The following is a 17,561-nucleotide window of genomic DNA, read 5'->3' as shown; positions in this document are numbered from 1 at the left end:
AGGCTAACGGGTCCAGTTGGAATCCTTCCTGGACGAAGCACCGGCTCCGTGGAGCCGCTCGGGCCGACGCTGACCCGCCGTCAACGGACCGGCTCCACGGGCCGCACACCACCGTGCACGGGGACGCAGGCGGGCACCGCACCCGTCACCCGGGTCGTGACCGAGACCACCTCCGCTCCGGCCCCGGGCTCCTCCCGCTGACCGATCACCAGCAGGGTGCTGCCGGACGGGACCTGGCTCGGGTCGATCCGGACCGTGGCCGAGGTGTCCTGAGGGAACGCCCGGACCGACCGTGCGGCCGGCCCCTCGGGGAACGGCAGGGGGCAGTCGGCCGAGGCCCGCACCGCGGCTGCGGGCACGCCCAGGCGGCGGAGCTCCGCAGCGACGGCGTCGATCGCGGAGAGGTCGTGGACCTCCACGGCGATGGAGCCGTCGTCCCCCCGGCTCACGGCGTAGGCCGCTCCGGCCCCGCCGGACTCCCCGGCCAGGACGGCGGGCAGCGCGACGGCCGCGACCGTGGCGGCCAGCCCCACCGCGATGGCGGGCACCGGGCGGACCCGGGGCAGCACCCGGCGCGGGGCCGGGCTGGCTGGTCGGGGCTCGGACGCGAGGGCGGTCAACTCCTCGAAGAGGCGCTGCTCGAAGTGGTCGGTGTGGTGGCCGGTGCCGGCCCCGGTGCTGTTCACAGGGCTACCTCGATCAGTTGGGCGGCGGGGGTGGCCCGCAGGATGCGGCGGGCTCGGTGCAGGCGGACCCGGACGGTGGCCTGGCTCAAGCCGAGGACCTGGGCCGTCTCGGCCGGGGTGAGGCCGTCCAGGACCATCAGGTCGAGGACGGCGCGGAGCGGCTCGGAGAGGCCGGCATGACGGTCCGCCAGCGCGCGGACGGCCCGCTGGGCGTCGATCCGCTCCTCCAGGGCCGCCACGTCCTGGTCGTCGAGCAGGCGGCGGCCCTGGAGTCTGGCCAGGGCGCCGCGCTCGCGGCCACTGCCGCGGGCGTGGGACGCGACGACGTTCCGCGCGATGCCGTAGAGCCAGGCGACGGGAGTGCCCCGGTCCGCGCGGTAGCCGGAGGCGGCCTCCAGGGCGGCCACGAAGATGTCGGCCGTCAGGTCCGCCGCCAGGTGCGGATCCGTCACGCGGCGGGTGACGAATCCCAGGACGGTATGAACGTGCTCCCGGTAGAAGGCACCGAAGCCCTCCGGGGTCGTGAGATCGGGCGGAGCGTCGACCACGCCGTCCTCCCCTCGTGGAGGCCCCGACGGCCTCCTCACCCCGTACTTGGCTCCGGCACCCGAAAGCGTTTCACCCGCGGCGGCGGGGACCGCGGGGCAGGGGGCGGGAAGGGGGCCGGAAGGGGGCGGGAAAGGGAGGAGCGGCAGGCGGAGGTCGACGCTCGGAGGCTCAGTCCACCAGGTCGCGGACCACCCCGTCCGCCAGCAGCCGCCCGCGCAGCGTCAGGGCGGCCCGGCCGTCGGCGTACGCGGCCGCGTCCAACAGTCCGTCGGCGAGTGCCCGGGCGGCGGCGGCCAGCCCGTCGGCCGTCAGCAGCGCGAGCGGGCAACCGTCCCGGAGCCGGAGCTCCAGCAGGATGCGCTCGACCCGGCGGTCCTCGGCGGCGAGCAGTTCGCGCCCCTGCCCGGGGGTGCGGCCCTCCGCGAGTGCCTGCGCGTACGCGGCCGGGTGCTTGACGTTCCACCAGCGGACCCCGCCGACGTGGCTGTGGGCGCCGGGGCCGGCCCCCCACCAGTCGGCGCCGGTCCAGTAGAGCTCGTTGTGGCGGCAGCGGCCGGCCTCGGTGGTGGCCCAGTTGGAGACCTCGTACCAGGAGTACCCGGCGGCGGAGAGCGCCTCCTCGGCGATCAGGTAGCGGTCGGCGTGCACGTCGTCGTCGATCATCGGCAGCTCGCCGCGCTTGACCCGGGCGGCCAGCTTGGTGCCGTCCTCGACGATCAGCGAGTAGGCGGAGACGTGGTCGGGACCGGCGCCGACGGCGGCGTCCAGCGAGGCCCGCCAGTCGTCGTCGGACTCGCCGGGGGTGCCGTAGATCAGGTCCAGGTTGACGTGCTCGAAGCCCGCCGCCCGGGCCTCGGCCACGCAGGCCTCGGGACGCCCCGGCGTGTGGTGACGGTCCAGCAGCTGGAGCACGTGCGGCCGGGCGCTCTGCATGCCGAAGGAGATCCGGGTGTAGCCGCCCTCGCGGAGCTCGGCAAGGTAGGCCGGGTCGACCGACTCGGGGTTGGCCTCGGTGGTGACCTCGGCGCCGGGGGCCAGGCCGAACTCCTCGCGGATCGCGGCCAGCGCCTTCACCAGGTCGGCGGCGGGCAGCAGGGTCGGCGTGCCGCCGCCCACGAAGACCGTCTCGACCGGGAGCTCGGCCGCGCCGAGCACCTTGCGGGCCAGCCGGATCTCGCTCACCAGGTTGTCCGCGTAGGTGTCCTGGGAGGCCACGGCGCCGGAGGAGCGCAGCTCGGTGGCGGTGTAGGTGTTGAAGTCGCAGTAGCCGCAGCGGCTGGCGCAGTACGGCACGTGCAGGTAGAAGCCGAACGGCCGCCGCCCGAGCTCCGCGAGCGCGGAGTCGGGCAGCGAGCCGTCGGACGGCAGCGGTTCGCCGTCGGGAAGTGCGGAGGGCATGACCCCATTGTCCGGTACGGCGGACGAACGCCGGACCGCCGGGACCGGCCCGGGGGGATCAGGCCTCGTTGGCCCCCGCGTACATCGCGGTGACCGCGTCGGCGTAGGTCTTCTCGACCACCGGGCGCTTGATCTTGAGGCTGGGGGTCAGCTCGCCGTGCTCGATGTCCAGGTCGCGCGGGAGCAGGGTGAACTTCTTGACGGTCTGCCAGCGCTGGAGCTCGCCGTTGAGCCGCTGCACGAAGCCGTCGATCAGCGCGTGCACCTCGGGGCTGGCCACCACCTCGGCGTACGACTTGCCGGCCAGGCCGTGCTCGGCCGCCCACGGCATGATCACCGTCTCGTCCAGGCCGATCAGCGCGGTGCAGAAGTTGCGGCCGTTGCCGATCACCAGGATGTTGCTGACGAACGGGCAGACCGCCTTGAACTTGCCCTCCACCTCGCTGGGCGCGACGTACTTGCCGCCCGAGGTCTTGAACATGTCCTTCTTGCGGTCGGTGATCCGCAGGTAGCCGTTCTCGATCTCGCCGATGTCGCCGGTGTGGAACCAGCCGTCGGCCTCCAGCACCTCGGCGGTCTGCTCCGGGAGGTCGTGGTAGCCGCGCATGATGCCCGGGCCCTTGAGCAGGATCTCGCCGTCCTCGGCGATCCGGACCTCGGTGCCCGGCAGCGGGACGCCGACGGTGCCGACCCGGAAGTCCTCGGCCCGGTTGACCGTGGAGCCCGCGCTGGTCTCGGTGAGGCCGTAGCCCTCCAGGACCGGGACGCCGGCGCCCTTGAAGAAGTAGCCGATCTCGGGGGCCAGCGCCGCGCTGCCGGAGACCGCGCCGCGCAGCCGGCCGCCGAAGGCCGCCCGGATCTTGGCGTAGACCAGCTTGTCGGCGACCCTGTGCTGCAGGCCCAGCGCGAACGGCACGCTGTCGCGGCCGGTGGCGATCCGGTTGGCCTGGCTGGTCCGGGCGTGGTCGCGGGCGACCTTGGCGGCCCACAGGAAGATCTTGTACTTGGCGCCGCCCTCGGCCCGGGCCTTGCCGGCGATGCCGTTGTAGACCTTCTCGAAGATCCGCGGCGCGCTGGCCATCAGGGTCGGCCGGATCGCCGGGAGGTTGTGGATGATCCGGTCGACCCGGCCGTCCACCGCCATCACGTGGCCGGTGCGGATCTGACCCGAGATCAGGGTCTTGCCGAAGACGTGCGACAACGGCAGCCACATGAACTGCACGTCGTCGGAGCGGAGCAGGCCGCTCTCCTCCTGGGCCACGCCCTCGTAGGCCCAGCAGTCGTGCACCAGGCGGACGCCCTTGGGGCGCCCGGTGGTGCCCGAGGTGTATATCAAGGTGGCCAGCTGCTCGCGGTCCAACCCGTCGACGGCCTTGGTCACCGCGTCCGGGTGCTCGGCCAGGTGGGCCTTGCCGCGCTGCTCCAGCTCGTCGAGGGTGAGCACCTCCAGGCCGCCGGTCTCCAGCTCGCCGCCGGGGGCGTCGAACAGGATCACGGTGCGCAGCTCGGGCAGCTCGGCCTTGCGCTCGACCGCCTTGGCCAGCTGGGCGGCGTTCTCGGCGAACATCGCCTTGCTGCCGGAGTTGGCCAGGATGAAGGCCGTCTCCTCCGCATTGGTGCTCGGGTAGACGGTGGTGGTCGCGGCACCCGCGCACATGTTGCCGAGGTCCGCGACGATCCACTCGATCCGGGTGGAGGAGGAGAGCGCGACCCGGTCCTCCGGGCCGATGCCCAGGGTCATCAGGCCGGCCGCCACCGCGTACACCCGCTCGGCGGTCTGCTTCCAGGTCAGCGAGCGCCACTGCTCGGCACCGGGGGCACCGTCCGCCGCGTGCTCGTCCACCGGGACGGGGAAGCGGTACGCCTCACCGTTCGGAGTGGCCTCGACGCGGTTCAGGAAGATGTGGGCCACCGACGGCGGCCGCCGGTCGATCGTGGACTGCGCGGAACTCAACGAGGACCTCCGGGGTGGCGGGTGGCCGAGGGTGGGGCTCGGTGGCGTGGGGGCCTGCCGACCGGGCCGACTGGTTAACCAGCGAGTAACAAGCTGGGTTCCAGCAGCCTAGGGGCTCGGACGCCGATCCGTAAGGGGGTACACGGACCTGGCACCCGGCTCTCCGCGCCGTGCAAAGACAGTACAAAACCCCTTGGTCGGCACACGGTAAACCCCCCGACGCCCCGCCGGAAGGCCGAAAATGGGCTGCGACTCCCTCGGCCGACAACGAAAGTGTCACAGTGCTGATCAAACTCCTACGGACCCGGTTGGGCACCTACCGCCGACCGATCGGCTGGCTGGTGCTGCTCCAGCTGGTCGCCACCCTGGCCGCCCTCTACCTACCCACCCTGAACGCCGACATCATCGACTCCGGGGTGGTGAAGGGGGACACCGGACGGATCCTCTCGCTCGGCGGCGTGATGATCGCCGTCACGCTCGTCCAGGCGCTCTGCTCCGTCGGCGGCGTCTACTACGGCGCCCGCACCGCGATGGCGGTCGGGCGGGACCTGCGGGCCGAGGTCTTCGACCGGGTGCAGAGCTTCTCCGCCCGGGAGCTGAACTCCTTCGGCGCCCCCTCGCTGATCACCCGGACCACCAACGACGTGCAGCAGGTCCAGATGGTGGTGCTGCTGGGCTTCACCCTGATGGTGGCCGCACCCATCATGTGCTTCGGCGGCATCCTGATGGCGCTCAACCAGGACGTGCCGCTCTCCGCGCTGCTGCTGGTCGTGGTGCCGGTGCTGGGTGCCGTGGTGCTGCTGCTGATCAGGCGGGTCCGGCCGCTGTTCCGCTCGATGCAGACCCGGATCGACTCGGTCAACCGCATCCTGCGCGAGCAGATCACCGGCATCCGGGTCATCCGGGCCTTCGTGAAGGACCGTCACGAACAGGATCGTTTCGGCGGTGCCAACGCCGACCTGACGGACGTCTCGGTCCGGGTCGGCCGGCTGATGGCCTTCATGTTCCCCAGCGTGATGCTGGTGGTGAACGTCTCCAGCGTCGCGGTGATCTGGTTCGGTGCCCACCGGATCGACTCCGGCGGCATGGAGATCGGCGCGCTGACCGCCTTCATCTCCTACCTGATGCAGATCCTGATGAGCGTCATGATGGCCACCTTCATGTTCATGATGGTGCCGCGCGCCGAGGTCTGCGCCGAGCGCATCGAGGAGGTGCTCGGCACCGAGAGCAGCGTGGCCCCGCCCGCCGCCCCGGTCACCGAACTGCCGACCAGCGGTCAGCTGGAGCTGCGCGACGTGGAGTTCCGCTACCCGGGCGCCGAGGCCCCGGTGCTGCGCGGCGTCGACCTGGTGGCCCGTCCCGGGCAGACCACCGCGGTGATCGGCTCCACCGGCAGCGGCAAGTCCACCCTGCTCGGCCTGGTGCCGCGGCTGTTCGACGCCACCGGCGGCCAGGTGCTGCTCGGCGGCGTGGACGTCCGCGAGCTCGACCCGGCGGTGATCGCCGGAACGGTCGGTCTGGTGCCGCAGAAGCCGTACCTGTTCTCCGGCACGGTGGCCTCCAACCTCCGCTACGGCAAGCCCGACGCCACCGACGAGGAGCTCTGGCAGGCGCTGGAGACGGCCCAGGCCAAGGACTTCGTCGAGCGCCTCCCCGAGGGGCTGGACGCCCCGATCGCCCAGGGCGGCTCGAACGTCTCCGGCGGTCAGCGCCAGCGCCTGGCCATCGCCCGCGCACTGGTCAGCCGTCCGAAGGTGTACCTCTTCGACGACTCCTTCTCCGCCCTCGACTACACCACCGACGCCCGGCTGCGGGCCGCGCTGGCCCGGGAGACCGCCGAGGCGGCGGTGCTGATCGTGGCGCAGCGGGTCTCCACCATCCGCGACGCCGACCGGATCGTGGTGCTGGACGAGGGTGCCGTGGTCGGCACCGGCACCCACCACGAGCTGATGGCCGACAACCCGACGTACCGGGAGATCGTGCTCTCCCAGCTCACCGAGCAGGAGGCGGCGTGACTACCGGGAAGGGGCCGACGGGTCCTCAGAAGCCGGGCGGGAAGCCGGACCTGACCAAGGACGGGGCGGGCGGCTCCGACTCGCAGACCGCCGCCGCCCGCCGCGGGCCGGCCGGGCCGGGCCGCTTCATGGGCGGCCAGGGCACCGAGAAGTCGATGGACTTCAAGGGCTCCTCCAAGCGCCTGTTGGGCATGCTCCGGCCCGAACGGGCTCTGCTGACCGGGGTGCTGACGCTCGGTGTGCTGAGCATCGGGCTGGCCGTGACCGGCCCCAAGGTGCTCGGCCACGCCACCGACCTGATCTTCGCCGGGGTGGTCGGCCGGCAGACCCCGCCCGGGGTGGACAAGGCCCAGGTGCTGGACGGCCTGCGGGCGAGCGGCCAGGGCGGGGTGGCCGACCTGCTCGGCGCGGTGGACTTCGTCCCCGGCCAGGGCATGGACTTCGGCGCGATCGGCACCGTGCTCGGCTGGACGCTGCTGATCTACCTGCTGTCGGCGGTGTTCGGCATCGTGCAGGGCCGGCTGGCCGCCACCGCCATCAACCGGGCGGTGTACCGGCTGCGCGAGGAGGCCGAGGGCAAGCTCGCCCGGCTGCCGCTCAGCTACTTCGACAAGCAGCCGCGCGGCGAGGTGCTCAGCCGGGCCACCAACGACATCGACAACATCGGCCAGTCGATGCAGCAGACCATGGGCCAGGTGGTGAACTCGCTGCTCACCATCGTCGGCGTGCTGGCGATGATGTTCTGGATCTCTCCGCTGCTGGCGCTGATCGCGCTGATCTCGGTCCCGGTCTCGGTGGTGGTCGCCACCAAGGTCGGCAAGCGCGCGCAGCCGCAGTTCATCGCCCAGTGGAAGAGCACCGGCACGCTCAACGCCCACATCGAGGAGATGTACACCGGGCACGCCCTGGTCAAGGTCTTCGGGCGGCAGAAGGAGGCGGCCGAGACCTTCCGCCAGGAGAACGAGGCGCTCTACCAGGCCAGCTTCAAGGCCCAGTTCATCTCCGGGATCATCCAGCCCGCGATGATGCTGATCGGCAACCTCAACTACGTGCTCGTCGCCGTGGTCGGCGGTCTGCGGGTGGCCTCCGGCGCGCTCTCCATCGGTGACGTGCAGGCCTTCATCCAGTACTCCCGGCAGTTCAGCCAGCCGCTCACCCAGGTGGCCTCGATGGCCAACCTGGTGCAGTCCGGCGTGGCCTCGGCCGAGCGGGTCTTCGAACTCCTCGACGCCCCCGAGCAGTCCGCCGAGCCGGTCCGCCCCGAGCGCCCCGAGGAGCTGCGCGGGCTGGTCGCCTTCGAGGACGTCTCGTTCCGCTACGACCCGGCCAAGCCGCTGATCGACGGGCTCTCGCTCAAGGTGGAGCCCGGCCACACGGTGGCCATCGTCGGCCCGACCGGGGCGGGCAAGACCACCCTGGTCAACCTGCTGATGCGGTTCTACGACCCGACCTCCGGCCGGATCACCCTGGACGGCGTGGACATCACCGCGATGTCCCGGGAGGAGCTCCGGTCCGGGATCGGCATGGTGCTCCAGGACACCTGGCTGTTCGGCGGCACCATCGCGGAGAACATCGCGTACGGGGCTGACGGAGCATCACGGGAGGCCGTGGTGGAGGCCGCGAAGGCGGCCCACGTGGACCGCTTCGTCCGGACGCTCCCGGACGGCTACGACACCGTCATCGACGACGAGGGCACCGGCGTCAGCGCGGGCGAGAAGCAGCTGATCACCATCGCCCGGGCCTTCCTGGCCCAGCCGTCCATCCTGGTGCTCGACGAGGCCACCTCCTCCGTCGACACCCGCACCGAGGTGCTCATCCAGCGCGCGATGGCCCGGCTGCGCAGCGGCCGGACCAGCTTCGTGATCGCGCACCGGCTCTCCACCATCCGGGACGCCGACGTGATCCTGGTGATGGAGGACGGCTCGATCGTGGAGCAGGGCACCCACGACGGACTGATCGCGGCCGAGGGGGCCTACGCCCGCCTCTACCAGGCCCAGTTCAGCCAGGCGGTGGCCGAGGTCGACTGAACCCAGGCCTCCTCACCGCCCCCTGCGTACCGGGCCCGTCTCAGCTTCCGAGGCGGGCCCGGACCTTTGCGGCCACCGGAGCGGGCTTCGCCTGCGCCACCACCCGGCCGGCCGCGCCGCGCTTGGCGGCGAACAGCGCGCCCGCCACGGTGCTGCCCAGCGCCAGCGCCATGCCCAGCATCTGAACGGTGGTCAGCGACTGGTGCAGGAAGACCCAGCCGAGCACGGTGGCCGAGACCGGGCTGAGCAGGCCGAGGAAGGCCACCGAGGAGGCGGGCAGCTTGCCGACACCGCGGAAGAACACCCAGTAGGCGACCGCGGTGTTGGGCACCGCGAGGTAGAGGTAGCCGAGCAGGTTGGTGCCGGTCAGCGCGGGCGGAGCGCCCTCCGCCAGCAGCGCGATCGGCACCAGCAGCAGGCCGCCGGCGGTGAGCTGCCAGCCGGTCACGGCCAGCGGGCCGACGCCCTCGGGACGGCCCCAACGCTTGGTCAGCACGGTGCCCAGCGCCATCACCCCGGCTCCCGCGAGCCCGGCCAGCACCCCGACGGTGTCCAGCTGTGCGGTGGCCCGGAGCACCACCAGCGCCACCCCGAAGACCCCGGCCACCCCGGCCAGCACGGCCCGGCCGCCGGGACGCTCGCCGAGCAGCGGGACGGCCAGCCCGGCCGCCACCAGCGGCTGGATCGCGCCCAGGACGCCGGCCACTCCCCCGGGCAGGCGGTAGGCGGCGACGAACAGCAGGGCCATGAAGACGGTGATGTTCAGCGCGCCCAGCAGGGCCGCCTTCCACCACCAGGCGCCCTTGGGCAGCCGCCGGGCGAAGGCCAGCAGCAGCAGTCCGGCGGGCAGGGCGCGCAGGGTGGCGGTGAGCAGCGGACGGTCCGGCGGCAGGTACTCGGTGGTGACCAGGTAGGTGGAGCCCCAGGCGAGCGGGGCCAGTGCGGTGAGGGCCAGGGTGCGCGAGTTCGGAAGCATGAAAGTAACTTACCATCAAGCTACTTGCCGTCAAGTCACTTTCCTGTGGCAGAATTTCCGCATGAACGAGCAGCCCCCTCCCCCCGCGCCCGACGCCGTGGACGCCATCGCCGCCCAGTGGAACGCGGTCCGTCCCGACCTCTCCACCGAGGGCATGGAGGTCTTCGGCCGGATGGGCCGGATCTCCCGCGCCGTCAGCGACGCGGTCGGCCAGGTGCACGCCGGCCACGGCATCGGCCGGGGCGAGTTCGACGTGCTCGCCACCCTGCGCCGCTCCGGCGCGCCGTACACCCTCTCGCCCCGCGAGCTGACCGCCACCCTGATGGTCACCACCGGCGGCATGACGGGTCGCCTGGACAAGCTGGAGCGGGCCGCCCTGATCACCCGCTCCCCCGACCCGAACGACCGCCGCGGCCTGCGGATCACCCTCACCGAGGAGGGCCTGGGCATGGTCGAGCGCGCGGTCGGCCCCGGCGTCGACGTCTACCAGCGCACCATCGCGGTGCTCACCCCCGAGGAGACCGCCACCCTCAACGACCTGCTGCGCCGCCTGCTGGTCTCGGCCGGCGGCTGATTGGGTACGGTGGCCGGGTGATTGATGACACGTCAGGGGTGGACGAGTTCGAGGCGCTGCGGCGCTACCTGGGCTCGGTGGCGTACCGGCTGCTGGGATCGGTGAGCGATGCCGAGGACATCCTCCAGGAGGCCTGGCTGCGCTGGCGGGCCACCGACCGGAGCAAGGTGCAGGAGCCGCGGGCCTTCCTGACTACCGTGGTCACCCGGCTCTGCTACGACCAGCTGGGCTCGGCCCGGTCCCGCCGCGAGTCGTACTACGGCGAGTGGCTGCCCGAGCCGGTGGTCTCCGAGGACGCCTCCCCCGCGCACCTGGCCGAGCTGGGCGAGGAGGTCTCGATGGCCCTGCTCACCGTGCTGGAGCAGCTCACCCCCGCCGAGCGCACCGCCTTCGTGCTGCACGACGTGTTCTCGATCGGCTTCGACGAGATCGCCGGCTCGCTGGACCGCACCCCCGACGCCACCCGCCAGCTCGCCTCCCGGGCCCGGCGCCGGATGAAGAACGGCGGCCGGCGCTGCGCGGTGGACCGCGCCGCGCACCGCGAGGTGGTCTCCGCCTTCGCCTCGGCGGCCACCCAGGGCGACATCCAGGGGTTGGTCGCGCTGCTCGACCCGGACGTGGTCTGGCACTCCGACGGCGGCGGCATCGTCTCGGCGGGCGTGCGCCCGATCACCGGCGCGGACAAGGTCTCCCGGCTGGTCACGGGCCTGTTCGCCAAGTACGTGGTCCCGGAGCCCGGGGTCGGCTGGACCACCGTCCTGGTCAACGGGGTCCCCGGCATGGCCTGGCACGACGCGGCGGGCACCGTCTTCGGCGTGGTCGTCTTCGAGCTGGCCGACGGCCGGATCACCGAGGCCCACGTCGTGGTCAACCCGGAGAAGCTCACCCATGTGACCCGGATCACTGTCACACCCTGACCGGCTGTCCCGTCCTCCTGCCGTACGCAACCAGAAGCGCTCCGCAGGAGGACGGGATGACCACCCAGCAGCAGCCCACCCAGCAGCAGCACATCGTCGTGATCGGCGCCGGCTACGCGGGCCTGTCGGCGGCGACCCGGGCCGGCAAGAAGCACCGGGTCACCCTGGTCGCCCCCGAAGCCCGCTTCCTCAACCGGGTCCGGCAGCACGAGACCTTCGCCGGCCACCCGGAGCACCGCCCCGCGCTGGCCGAGGTGCTGGCGGACCGTCAGGTGACCCACAAGCAGGCCCTCGCCACCGAGCTGGACCTGAACGGCCGCAAGGTCTTCCTGGACTCGGGCGAGGTGCTCTCGTACGACACCCTGGTGTACGCGCTCGGCAGCCGCACCGCCTGGCACGGCGTCCCCGGCGCCGCCGAGCACGCCTACCCGGCCGAGCGGGCCGCCGAGCTGGCCGCCCGGATGAGGGCGGCCGCGAAGCCCGGCACCGTCGCGGTGGTCGGCGGCGGCCTCACCGGCATCGAGCTGGCCACCGAGCTGGCCGAGGCCCACCCCGCCTGGAAGGTCCGCGTCGTCTCGGCCACCCCGGTCGGCCACCACCTCTCGGTCAAGGGCCGGGCCCACGTGCGGCGGGTCTTCGAGCGGCTCGGCGTCGAGGCGCACGAGGGCCGCGCGGTGACCGCCGTGACCGCCGCCGGGGTGCGCACCGACGAGGGCGCGATCGACGCCGACCTGGTCGCCTGGGCCGCCGCCTTCGAGCCCCGCGAGCTGGCCGCCGAGGCCGGGCTGGCCGTCACCGCCGACGGCCGGGCGGTGGTGGACGAGTACCTGCGCTCGGTCTCGCACCCGGACGTGCACGTGGTCGGCGACGCCGCCCAGGTCAGGGTGGAGGGCGTCGGCGAACTGCGGATGGGCTGCGTCTCGGCCCTCCCCCAGGGCGGCTACCTGGGCGACCTGCTGACCGGGAAGACCGCCAAGCCCTTCGCCTTCAAGTACCAGCTCCAGTGCATCAGCCTGGGCCGCCGGGACGGGCTGGTGCAGCTGGTCCACCCGGACGACTCGATGCGCGACACCGTGCTGACCGGCGCGCTCGGCCGCTGGACCAAGAGCCTGATCCTCAAGGTGATCATCAAGGGCCTGCGCTGAGACGCCGAAGGGCCCCCTCCCGCCGGGAGGGGGCCCTTCGCACTGACCGCGGGACTACTTCTTCTCGCCCTTGGGGGCGTCCGCGTCCGTGGAGAGCGCGGCGATGAAGGCCTCCTGGGGGACCTCCACCCGGCCGACCATCTTCATGCGCTTCTTGCCCTCCTTCTGCTTCTCGAGCAGCTTGCGCTTGCGGGAGATGTCACCGCCGTAGCACTTGGCGAGGACGTCCTTGCGGATGGCGCGGACCGTCTCGCGGGCGATCACCCGGGAGCCGATGGCGGCCTGGATCGGCACCTCGAACTGCTGACGCGGGATCAGCTTCTGGAGCTTGCCGGCCATCATGACGCCGTAGTTGTAGGCCTTGTCCTTGTGCACGATGGCGGAGAACGCGTCCACCGCGTCGCCGTGCAGCAGGATGTCGACCTTCACCAGGTTGGCGCTCTGCTCGCCGATCGGCTCGTAGTCGAAGGAGCCGTAGCCGCGGGTCTTGGACTTCAGCTGGTCGAAGAAGTCGAAGACGATCTCGGCCAGCGGCAGGGTGTAGCGCAGCTCGACCCGGTCCTCGGAGAGGTAGTCCATGCCCTGGAGGTTGCCGCGGCGGGCCTGGCAGAGCTCCATGATCGCGCCGACGAAGTCGTTCGGCGCCAGGATGGTGCCGCGCACCACCGGCTCGTACACCTCGGCCAGCTTGCCGGTGGGGAACTCGCTCGGGTTGGTGACGGTGTGCTCGGTGCCGTCCTCCATCACCACGCGGTAGATCACGTTCGGCGCGGTCGAGATCAGGTCGAGGTTGAACTCGCGCTCCAGACGCTCCCGGATGATCTCCAGGTGGAGCAGGCCGAGGAAGCCGCAGCGGTAGCCGAAGCCGAGCGCCACCGAGGTCTCCGGCTCGTAGACCAGGGCGGCGTCGTTGAGGCGCAGCTTGTCCAGCGCGTCGCGCAGCAGCGGATAGTCCGAGCCGTCCAGCGGGTAGAGGCCGGAGAACACCATCGGACGCGGGTCCTTGTAGCCGCCCAGCGGCTCGGTGGCGCCCTTGTGCATCGAGGTGATCGTGTCACCGACCTTGGACTGCCGGACGTCCTTCACACCGGTGATGATGTAGCCCACCTCACCGACGCCGAGGCCGTCGGCGACCTTCGGCTCGGGCGAGATGACGCCGATCTCCAGCAGCTCGTGGGTGGCGCCGGTGGACATCATGGCGATCCGCTCGCGCTTGGTGAGCTGACCGTCGACCACTCGGACGTAGGTGACCACGCCGCGGTAGGAGTCGTAGACCGAGTCGAAGATCATCGCGCGGGCCGGGGCGTCCTTGACGCCGACCGGGGCCGGGATCTTCTCGACGATGTGGTCGAGCAGCTCCTCGACGCCGAGGCCGGTCTTGGCCGAGACCTTGAGCACGTCCTCCGGGTCGCAGCCGATGATGTGCGCGATCTCGGCGGCGTACTTCTCCGGCTGGGCGGCCGGAAGGTCGATCTTGTTCAGCACCGGGATGATCGTGAGGTCGTTCTCCAGCGCCAGGTACAGGTTGGCGAGGGTCTGCGCCTCGATGCCCTGGGCGGCGTCCACCACGAGGATGGTGCCCTCGCACGCGGCGAGCGAGCGGGACACCTCGTAGGTGAAGTCCACGTGGCCCGGGGTGTCGATCATGTTCAGGATGTGCGTCTGACCGGTCTGGTCGCCGGTCTTCGGCGCCCACGGCAGACGGACCGCCTGGGACTTGATGGTGATGCCGCGCTCGCGCTCGATGTCCATCCGGTCGAGGTACTGGGCGCGCATCTGCCGGGGGTCGACCACGCCGGTGATCTGCAGCATCCGGTCGGCGAGCGTCGACTTGCCGTGGTCGATGTGGGCGATGATGCAGAAGTTGCGGATCAGCGCCGGGTCGGTACGGCTGGGCTCTGGCACGTTGCTCGGGATCGCGGGCACCTTGGTCCTCGGGGCGGTCGATGTGATTCCGTCCATCCTCCCACGGCCGCGGTGCGGCCCGCCGTTCAGCTCTTCCGCAACTCCTCCCGCTGGGGCAGGATCAGGGGCCATGATCTTGGAGAGTGCCCTGCTCGACGTCCGCCCCGGCCAGGAGGAGGCCTTCCTGGCCGCCTTCGCCGAGGCCCGCCCGCTGATCGCCGTGCAGCACGGCTTCCGCTCGCTGGAGCTGCGGCGTTGCCTGGACCAGGGGCGCGGCTCCCGCTTCCTGCTCCAGGTGGAGTGGGAGACCCTGGAGGACCACACCGAGGGCTTCCGCGGCTCGGCCGAGTACCAGGAGTGGCGCCGGCTGCTGCACCACTTCTACGAGCCGTTCCCCGAGGTCGAGCACTACGGCGAGGCGCTGCTCACGGCGTAGCCGCGGACGCGGTCACGGCCCGGCCGGTTTGGGGGGCGCGCGGGGGCTTTGGTAGCGTTGGCCGCTGCACTCGGCACAGGTATGCCCTCTCAGCTGCCCGCCGGGTGCGACCCGTTCAACTTCCAGACAAAAGCTGAGGCACTTTCGTGGCGAACATCAAGTCCCAGATCAAGCGCAACAAGACCAACGAGAAGGCGCGCCTGCGCAACAAGGCCGTCAAGTCCTCCCTCAAGACCGCCCTGCGCAAGGCCCGTGAGGCCGCTGTCGCCGGCGAGACCGAGAAGGCCGCCGAGCTGGCCAAGGTCGCCTCCAAGGCGCTCGACAAGGCCGCCAGCAAGGGCATCATCCACAAGAACCAGGCCGCCAACAAGAAGTCCGCGATCACCAAGCTCGTCGCGGCCTGATCTGACGGCACCCCCCGGGTGGCGTGACCGGCGGCCCTCTACCCGCCTCCGCCGCCCAACTCCCCTCGCGTCAACTTCCGGCCCTCTACCCGGAACACGTGAGGCGTAGTGACTCCGTACCGCACGCGGCCTGCGTTCGCCACGCGGGTGCGGTACAGCGACAGGCGTCGCGGCTCCGGCCGCGGCGCCTGTCGGCGTTCCCGGGGCCCTTCCGGGGGCGGACCTGATGCTCCCTCACGTTCTGCCATGCCCTGGTCACCGATATGGTTCGTGCGACGCGCTCCGTGCGGATCCCGGTTTGGGGGCTCATCAGATGACGCATCAGGTACCGACCCGGACGGACGGCGACCGGTCGTACGGACCACCGCCGCCCTACCGGCGCCCGCCGCGCCGCAGTCGCCGGCACCTGGTCTGGGGCGCCGCCGGCGCCGCACTGGCCTCGGCGATCTGGGCCGCCGCGGTGCTCACCGTGCCGGGCCTGGTCGCCTTGCCGGACGGGCTCGCGCCGGACCTCAAGGCCTACCGGGTGGTCGACGACCTGTGCACCACCGCGAAGCTCAACCGCTTCTCCCAGCTGTACCCCGCGCAGTCCGGCACGCCGTACCACTACTCGACCCGGCACGCGGCGCTGGACGACATGTACTGCAGCAAGTACCTGAAGAAGAGCGCCGGCGAGACGGAGTACTCCTCCCTCTACATGCAGGCCCAGCTGCACCGGCGGGTCGACCCGCGGGCCGAGTTCGAGGCCCAGCAGTCCGGGCTGCGGCAGCGCCACTACCAGATCACCGAGGTGCCCGAGCTGGGCGAGCAGGCCTACGTCGGCTTCCTGGACGACCGCAGCAGCTCGGACCGGAGCTGGCACTACCTCACCCAGGTGCTCTACGTCCGCGACGGGGCGCTGACCTACTACCTCAGCTGGTCCGGCTCCTACCAGGAGGGCAAGGGCGTCGAGCCGGACCGGGAGACCATCCGGCAGGCGCTGCTGATGGACAGCCGGGACCTGCTGCGCGCCCTGGGGCAGAGCAGCGCCTGATCCGGCGTCCCCTCGGCGGAGGCGGAGGACCGGGCCGCGCGGTGAAGGGCGGGCCGAACGACCGTCAGCAGCGGTCGGCGACGGGCCCCGTCAGTACTGGCGGGCGCCCGCGCGGGCGGCGCGGGCCACGGCGACCACGGCGCGCTCCAGGGCGTAGGCCGGGTCGTCGGAGCCGCCCTTGACGGCCGCGTCGGCCTGGGCGACGGCGGTCAGGGCGGCGGCCACGCCGTCGCCCGTCCAGCCGCGCATCTGCTGGCGGACCCGGTCCACCTTCCAGGGCGGCATGCCGAGTTCGCGGGCCAGGTCGGCCGGGCGCATGTTCCGCCCGGCGGTGGCGAGGCGGCCGATGGAGCGGACGCCGGAGGCCAGCGCGTAGGTGATGCCGGTGGGCGGCTGGCCTACCGCCAGGGCCCAGCGCAGCCGCTCCAGGGCCTCGGCGGCCCGGCCTGTGACGGCCAGGTCCGCGACCTCGAAGCCGGTGGCCTCGGCCCGGCCGCTGTAGTACTTGGCGACCACCGTCTCGTCGATCGCCCCCTCGACGTCGGAGGTCAACTGGCTGCAGGCGGCGGCCAGTTCACGCAGGTCGCTGCCGAGTGAGTCGAGCAGCGCCTGGCAGGCCTCCGGGGTGGCCGACCGGCCCAGCGTGCGGAACTCGTTCTTGACGAAGGCCAGCTTCTCGCCCGCCTTGGTGAGCTTGGCGCAGGCCACCTCGCGGCCGCCGGCCTTCCGCCCCGCGTCCAGCAGACCCTTGCCCTTGGCCCCGCCGGCGTGCACCAGCACCATGATGACCTCCTCGGCGGGGGCCTCCAGGTACGCCTTGACCTCCTTGACCGAGTCGGCGGAGAGGTCCTGGGCGGCGCGGACCACGATCACCTTCCGCTCCGCGAAGAGCGAAGGGGTGGTCAACTCGGCCAGGCCACCGGGCTGGAGACCGCCCGGAGGGAGGTCCCGCACGTCCGTGTCCGGATCGGCCTCCTTGGCCGCGGCCACCACCGCCGCGACCGCGCGGTCGAGCAGCAGCTCCTCCTGGCCGACCGCGAGGGTCAGCGGGGCGAGCAGGTCATCGGGTGCACTCTTCCTGGCCATCGCCTACCAGGATCGCATGCGCTGCCGACAGCATCCCGACGGCTGTGCACAATGGTCCCCGTGACCATGAACGACACCCGACAGTTGCTTGTGTTCCCCGACCGCGACGCCGCCGACGAGGTCGCCGAGGAACTCTCCGCCCGCTGGCCCGACCTGGGCGAGATCGAGGTGGCCCGGGACGCCCTGGCCGGCGAGGACGACGCCGAGGACGCCCAGTGGGTCGTGGCCGTGGAGGCCCCCGAGGACGGCTGGACCCCGGCCCAGCTGCGCGCCCTGGACGAGCTGGCCACCGACCAGGAGGGCTGGCGGGAGGAGGCCTGAGCCCCGGCACTCCCCACCGCACCGGCCCCCGTCGCTCCGGTCCTTCGTCGCACTGACCGCCCCTCAGCTGGCCCGCCGCCTCTCCCGCGCCCCCGGACCGAACCTCACCGGCGCGATGGCCGTCGGCGCGGCCCT

At 72.0% G+C, this 17,561-nt stretch carries 16 protein-coding genes; 9 read left to right on the top strand and 7 right to left on the bottom strand.

Going from position 1 to position 17,561, the window contains the following annotated elements; genetic code table 11:
• Window positions 1-80 precede the first annotated feature (80 nt).
• From ACWEPF_RS30415 to ACWEPF_RS30400, 4 genes are all read right to left on the bottom strand, one after another.
• Window positions 81-686, bottom strand: a complete 606-nt coding sequence (locus tag ACWEPF_RS30415) for a hypothetical protein (RefSeq protein WP_452175088.1) — start codon at window positions 684-686, stop codon at window positions 81-83.
• Window positions 683-1,234, bottom strand: a complete 552-nt coding sequence (locus ACWEPF_RS30410; RefSeq protein ID WP_345282445.1) for an RNA polymerase sigma factor — start codon at window positions 1,232-1,234, stop codon at window positions 683-685. Before ACWEPF_RS30410 ends, ACWEPF_RS30415 begins: the two co-directional genes overlap by 4 nt.
• A gap of 169 nt (window positions 1,235-1,403) precedes the next feature.
• A complete protein-coding gene (gene hemW / locus ACWEPF_RS30405; RefSeq protein WP_452175087.1) occupies window positions 1,404-2,633 on the bottom strand; it encodes a radical SAM family heme chaperone HemW in 1,230 nt (409 codons plus the stop codon).
• Between the two features lie 58 nt (window positions 2,634-2,691).
• Window positions 2,692-4,587: an AMP-dependent synthetase/ligase gene (locus tag ACWEPF_RS30400; protein ID WP_452175086.1), complete on the bottom strand. Its 1,896-nt coding sequence runs from the start codon at window positions 4,585-4,587 to the stop codon at window positions 2,692-2,694.
• Between the two features lie 281 nt (window positions 4,588-4,868).
• Between ACWEPF_RS30400 and ACWEPF_RS30395 the strand changes: the two genes are divergently transcribed.
• Together ACWEPF_RS30395 and ACWEPF_RS30390 are read left to right on the top strand one after the other, a co-directional pair.
• Window positions 4,869-6,602, top strand: coding sequence for an ABC transporter ATP-binding protein (locus tag ACWEPF_RS30395; RefSeq protein WP_452175085.1), 1,734 nt, complete (start codon window positions 4,869-4,871; stop codon window positions 6,600-6,602).
• A gap of 128 nt (window positions 6,603-6,730) precedes the next feature.
• Window positions 6,731-8,629, top strand: a complete 1,899-nt coding sequence (locus tag ACWEPF_RS30390) for an ABC transporter ATP-binding protein (protein WP_452175106.1) — start codon at window positions 6,731-6,733, stop codon at window positions 8,627-8,629.
• Window positions 8,630-8,669: 40 nt separating this feature from the next.
• Here ACWEPF_RS30390 and ACWEPF_RS30385 read toward each other — a convergent pair whose 3' ends face one another.
• Complete coding sequence (locus tag ACWEPF_RS30385) at window positions 8,670-9,605, bottom strand: EamA family transporter (RefSeq protein WP_345282438.1); 936 nt, start codon at window positions 9,603-9,605, stop codon at window positions 8,670-8,672.
• 61 nt (window positions 9,606-9,666) lie between these two features.
• Here ACWEPF_RS30385 and ACWEPF_RS30380 point away from each other — a divergent pair, with 61 nt between their 5' ends.
• The 3 genes from ACWEPF_RS30380 to ACWEPF_RS30370 are packed head-to-tail and all read left to right on the top strand — an operon-like array spanning window position 9,667 to window position 12,241.
• Entirely contained in the window at window positions 9,667-10,179 is a 513-nt protein-coding gene (locus ACWEPF_RS30380; protein ID WP_452175084.1) for a MarR family winged helix-turn-helix transcriptional regulator, read from the top strand.
• A 17-nt stretch (window positions 10,180-10,196) separates the two neighbouring features.
• Window positions 10,197-11,096: a sigma-70 family RNA polymerase sigma factor gene (locus ACWEPF_RS30375; protein WP_452175083.1), complete on the top strand. Its 900-nt coding sequence runs from the start codon at window positions 10,197-10,199 to the stop codon at window positions 11,094-11,096.
• Window positions 11,097-11,152: 56 nt separating this feature from the next.
• Window positions 11,153-12,241: an NAD(P)/FAD-dependent oxidoreductase gene (locus ACWEPF_RS30370; RefSeq protein WP_452175082.1), complete on the top strand. Its 1,089-nt coding sequence runs from the start codon at window positions 11,153-11,155 to the stop codon at window positions 12,239-12,241.
• Window positions 12,242-12,295: 54 nt separating this feature from the next.
• Here ACWEPF_RS30370 and lepA read toward each other — a convergent pair whose 3' ends face one another.
• On the bottom strand, window positions 12,296-14,167 hold the full coding sequence (lepA, locus tag ACWEPF_RS30365; protein WP_452175105.1) for a translation elongation factor 4: 1,872 nt from the start codon (window positions 14,165-14,167) through the stop codon (window positions 12,296-12,298).
• Window positions 14,168-14,276: 109 nt separating this feature from the next.
• On the opposite strand from lepA, the gene ACWEPF_RS30360 reads away from it, so the two are divergent.
• The 3 genes from ACWEPF_RS30360 to ACWEPF_RS30350 all read left to right on the top strand — a co-directional run bounded on the left by ACWEPF_RS30360 (window position 14,277) and on the right by ACWEPF_RS30350 (window position 16,019).
• Window positions 14,277-14,582, top strand: a complete 306-nt coding sequence (locus tag ACWEPF_RS30360; protein WP_345282432.1) for an antibiotic biosynthesis monooxygenase family protein — start codon at window positions 14,277-14,279, stop codon at window positions 14,580-14,582.
• Window positions 14,583-14,728: 146 nt separating this feature from the next.
• Window positions 14,729-14,986: a 30S ribosomal protein S20 gene (gene rpsT / locus ACWEPF_RS30355; RefSeq protein WP_345282430.1), complete on the top strand. Its 258-nt coding sequence runs from the start codon at window positions 14,729-14,731 to the stop codon at window positions 14,984-14,986.
• A gap of 313 nt (window positions 14,987-15,299) precedes the next feature.
• Window positions 15,300-16,019 (top strand): hypothetical protein, encoded by a 720-nt coding sequence (locus ACWEPF_RS30350; protein WP_452175081.1) that lies wholly within the window; start codon window positions 15,300-15,302, stop codon window positions 16,017-16,019.
• A 90-nt stretch (window positions 16,020-16,109) separates the two neighbouring features.
• Here ACWEPF_RS30350 and holA read toward each other — a convergent pair whose 3' ends face one another.
• Window positions 16,110-17,105, bottom strand: coding sequence for a DNA polymerase III subunit delta (holA, locus tag ACWEPF_RS30345; RefSeq protein WP_452175080.1), 996 nt, complete (start codon window positions 17,103-17,105; stop codon window positions 16,110-16,112).
• A 66-nt stretch (window positions 17,106-17,171) separates the two neighbouring features.
• Here holA and ACWEPF_RS30340 point away from each other — a divergent pair, with 66 nt between their 5' ends.
• Window positions 17,172-17,426, top strand: coding sequence for a hypothetical protein (locus ACWEPF_RS30340; protein ID WP_345282420.1), 255 nt, complete (start codon window positions 17,172-17,174; stop codon window positions 17,424-17,426).
• Window positions 17,427-17,561 lie beyond the last annotated feature (135 nt).

It is taken from the genome of Kitasatospora sp. NPDC004289, assembly GCF_053602875.1.
The sequence above is the reverse complement of the archived record's forward strand: the minus strand, read 5'-3'. Positions and strand labels throughout refer to the sequence as shown.

Bases quoted from the DNA above. Each gene is read 5' to 3' on its own strand.
- hemW (WP_452175087.1), bottom strand. From the start codon at position 2,633: ATGCCCTCCGCACTTCCCGACGGCGAACCGCTGCCGTCCGACGGCTCG.
- holA (WP_452175080.1), bottom strand. From the start codon at position 17,105: ATGGCCAGGAAGAGTGCACCCGATGACCTGCTCGCCCCGCTGACCCTC.
- ACWEPF_RS30340 (WP_345282420.1), top strand. From the start codon at position 17,172: ATGAACGACACCCGACAGTTGCTTGTGTTCCCCGACCGCGACGCCGCC.
- ACWEPF_RS30350 (WP_452175081.1), top strand. From the start codon at position 15,300: ATGACGCATCAGGTACCGACCCGGACGGACGGCGACCGGTCGTACGGA.
- ACWEPF_RS30360 (WP_345282432.1), top strand. From the start codon at position 14,277: ATGATCTTGGAGAGTGCCCTGCTCGACGTCCGCCCCGGCCAGGAGGAG.
- ACWEPF_RS30380 (WP_452175084.1), top strand. From the start codon at position 9,667: ATGAACGAGCAGCCCCCTCCCCCCGCGCCCGACGCCGTGGACGCCATC.
- ACWEPF_RS30390 (WP_452175106.1), top strand. From the start codon at position 6,731: ATGGGCGGCCAGGGCACCGAGAAGTCGATGGACTTCAAGGGCTCCTCC.
- ACWEPF_RS30385 (WP_345282438.1), bottom strand. From the start codon at position 9,605: ATGCTTCCGAACTCGCGCACCCTGGCCCTCACCGCACTGGCCCCGCTC.
- ACWEPF_RS30370 (WP_452175082.1), top strand. From the start codon at position 11,153: ATGACCACCCAGCAGCAGCCCACCCAGCAGCAGCACATCGTCGTGATC.